The sequence below is a fragment of the Dongia soli genome (assembly GCF_034044715.1).
Taxonomy (GTDB): Bacteria; Pseudomonadota; Alphaproteobacteria; order Dongiales; family Dongiaceae; genus Dongia_B; species Dongia_B soli.
In genome coordinates this window covers 1-2779 of record NZ_JAXCLW010000004.1, presented here as the reverse complement: position 1 = coordinate 2779, position 2779 = coordinate 1, and the positions used below count along the sequence as shown (strand labels likewise).

Sequence of the window (2779 nt, the reverse complement as noted above, 5' to 3'; positions counted from 1 at the left end):
TCATTCGCGGCACCTTGGATACCCAGGGTGTGAAGGACCGCAAGCAACGCCGTTCGAAATACGGCGCGAAGCGTCCGAAGTAAGGAGATCTCCCGATGTCTCGTCGTCACGCAGCTGAAAAGCGCGAAGTTCTTCCGGACGCCAAGTTCCACGACATTGTCGTCACCAAGTTCATTAACTCCTTGATGTACGACGGCAAGAAATCTGCCGCCGAAGGTATCGTCTATGGCGCCTTCTCCCAGGTCGAGAAGAAGTCCAAGGGCGATCCCATCAAGTTGTTCCACGATGCGCTGGATAATGTGAAGCCGCATCTGGAAGTCCGGTCGCGCCGCGTCGGCGGTGCCACCTACCAGGTGCCGGTCGAAGTTCGTCCGGACCGCGCCCAGGCGCTGGCGATCCGCTGGATCATCCAAACCGCGCGCGGCCGTTCGGAGCAGACCATGACCGACCGCCTGTCGGCCGAGCTTCTCGATGCCGCCAACAACCGCGGCGCCTCGGTCAAGAAGCGCGAAGATACCCACCGCATGGCAGAGGCCAACAAGGCCTTCTCGCACTATCGCTGGTAATCGGGCGCAGGAAGGAACGGATCCCAAATGGCTCGCACCACGCCGCTCGATCGTTATCGCAATATCGGCATCATGGCCCACATCGATGCCGGTAAGACCACGACTACTGAGCGCATCCTTTATTACACCGGCCGCTCCTACAAGATTGGTGAAGTGCACGAAGGCACTGCCACCATGGACTGGATGGAGCAGGAGCAGGAACGCGGCATCACCATCACTTCGGCCGCGACGACCTGCTTCTGGAAGGACTACCGAATCAACATCATCGACACCCCGGGCCACGTGGACTTCACGATTGAAGTCGAGCGCTCGCTGCGTGTGCTCGACGGTGCGGTGACGGTGTTTGACTCGGTTGCCGGCGTCGAGCCGCAGTCCGAGACGGTGTGGCGTCAGGCCGACAAGTACGGCGTGCCGCGCATTTGCTTCGTCAACAAGATGGATCGTATCGGTGCCGACTTCTATCGCTGCGTCGACATGATCGTCGATCGCCTTGGCGCAAAGCCAATGCCGATCCATCTGCCGATCGGCGCCGAAAGCGAGTTCGCTGGTCTGGTTGATCTGATCACCATGAAGGGCGTCGTCTGGAAGGACGAAAGCCTTGGCGCCGAATACGTCGTCGGCGATATCCCGGCCGACCTTAAGGAAAAGGCTGAGGAATATCACGCCCGGATCGTCGAAATGGCCGTCGAAATGGATGACGCCGCCATGGAAGCGTATCTCGAAGGCAAGGAGCCGGATGTCGATACGCTGAAGAAGTTGATTCGCAAGGGCACCATCTCGGGCGCTTTCGTCCCGGTGCTGTGCGGCTCCGCTTTCAAGAACAAGGGCGTGCAGTGGATGCTGGACGCCGTGGTCGATTTCCTTCCGTCGCCCCTCGACGTGCCCGATGTGAAGGGCGTTGAAGTCGATGGCGAGAAGGAATTGATCCGTAAGAGCTCCGACGACGAACCGTTCTCGGGTCTCGCTTTCAAGATTATGACGGACCCCTTTGTCGGTTCGCTGACTTTCGTTCGTGTCTATTCCGGCGTATTGAACACCGGCACCCAGACGCTGAACACCGTGAAGGGCGACAAGGAACGTGTTGGCCGTATGCTGCAGATGCATGCGAATAGCCGCGAGGACATTAAGGAAGCCCGCGCTGGCGACATTGTCGCGATCGCCGGCCTCAAGGGCACCACTACCGGTGACACGCTCTGCGATCCGACCCATCCGATCGTCCTTGAGCGCATGGAATTCCCCGAGCCGGTCATCGAGGTCGCGGTGGAGCCGAAGACCAAGAGCGATCAGGAAAAGATGGGCCTCGCGCTCAATCGCCTGGCGCAGGAAGATCCTTCCTTCCGCGTGTCAACCGATCATGAATCCGGCCAGACGATCATTAAAGGGATGGGCGAACTCCATCTCGAAATCATCGTCGATCGCATGAAGCGTGAGTTCAAGGTCGAAGCCAATGTCGGCGCGCCGCAGGTAGCTTATCGTGAGACCATCACGAAGAAAATCGAGCACGATTACACTCACAAGAAGCAGACCGGTGGTTCGGGCCAGTTCGCCCGCGTCAAGATCCGCTTCGAGCCGCTGGAAGCGGGCGGGGGTTTCGTTTTCGAAAATGCGGTGGTCGGTGGTTCGGTGCCGAAGGAATACGTGCCGGGCGTCGAAAAGGGCCTGAAGTCGGCCAAGGAGCAGGGCGTCATCGCCGGCTTCCCGATGATCGATTTCAAGGCGACGCTGATCGACGGTGCCTATCACGACGTCGACTCGAACGTGCTGACCTTCGATATCGCAGCCCGCGCCTGCTATCGCGAAGGTATGCCCAAGGCCGGTCCGAAGCTGCTCGAGCCGATGATGAAGGTCGAGGTGGTGACGCCGGAAGACTACATGGGTGACTGCATCGGCGACTTGAACAGCCGTCGTGGCCAGGTTCAGGGCATGGATAGCCGCGGCAATGCCCGCGTCATCACTGCCATGGTGCCGCTGGCCAATATGTTTGGCTACGTGAACACGTTGCGGTCGATGACCCAGGGCCGTGCCCAGTACACCATGACATTCGATCACTACGAACAAGTGCCCCAGGCGGTTGCGGACGAAGTCCGCGCCAAGATGGCGTAACCAACGGGGAACCCAGGATAAGGGAGCTGCAAGATGGCGAAGGCGAAATTTGAGCGGAACAAGCCGCACTGCAACGTTGGGACGATTGGCCACGTTGACCATGGTAAGAC

At 59.4% G+C, this 2779-nt stretch carries 2 protein-coding genes and 1 pseudogene; all 3 read left to right on the top strand.

From position 1 onward, the window contains the following. Window positions 1-83, top strand: a pseudogene (rpsL, locus tag SMD27_RS14835) (30S ribosomal protein S12); the annotation flags it as partial. Between the two features lie 12 nt (window positions 84-95). Further along, window positions 96-566: a 30S ribosomal protein S7 gene (gene rpsG / locus SMD27_RS14830; RefSeq protein ID WP_320509194.1), complete on the top strand. Its 471-nt coding sequence runs from the start codon at window positions 96-98 to the stop codon at window positions 564-566. Between the two features lie 27 nt (window positions 567-593). Continuing rightward, window positions 594-2669: an elongation factor G gene (fusA, locus tag SMD27_RS14825; protein WP_320509193.1), complete on the top strand. Its 2076-nt coding sequence runs from the start codon at window positions 594-596 to the stop codon at window positions 2667-2669. Window positions 2670-2779: the final 110 nt, after the last annotated feature.

What these genes read in the sequence shown, in the direction of transcription:
- rpsG (WP_320509194.1), top strand. Translation starts at nt 96, where the DNA reads ATGTCTCGTCGTCACGCAGCTGAAAAGCGCGAAGTTCTTCCGGACGCC.
- fusA (WP_320509193.1), top strand. Translation starts at nt 594, where the DNA reads ATGGCTCGCACCACGCCGCTCGATCGTTATCGCAATATCGGCATCATG.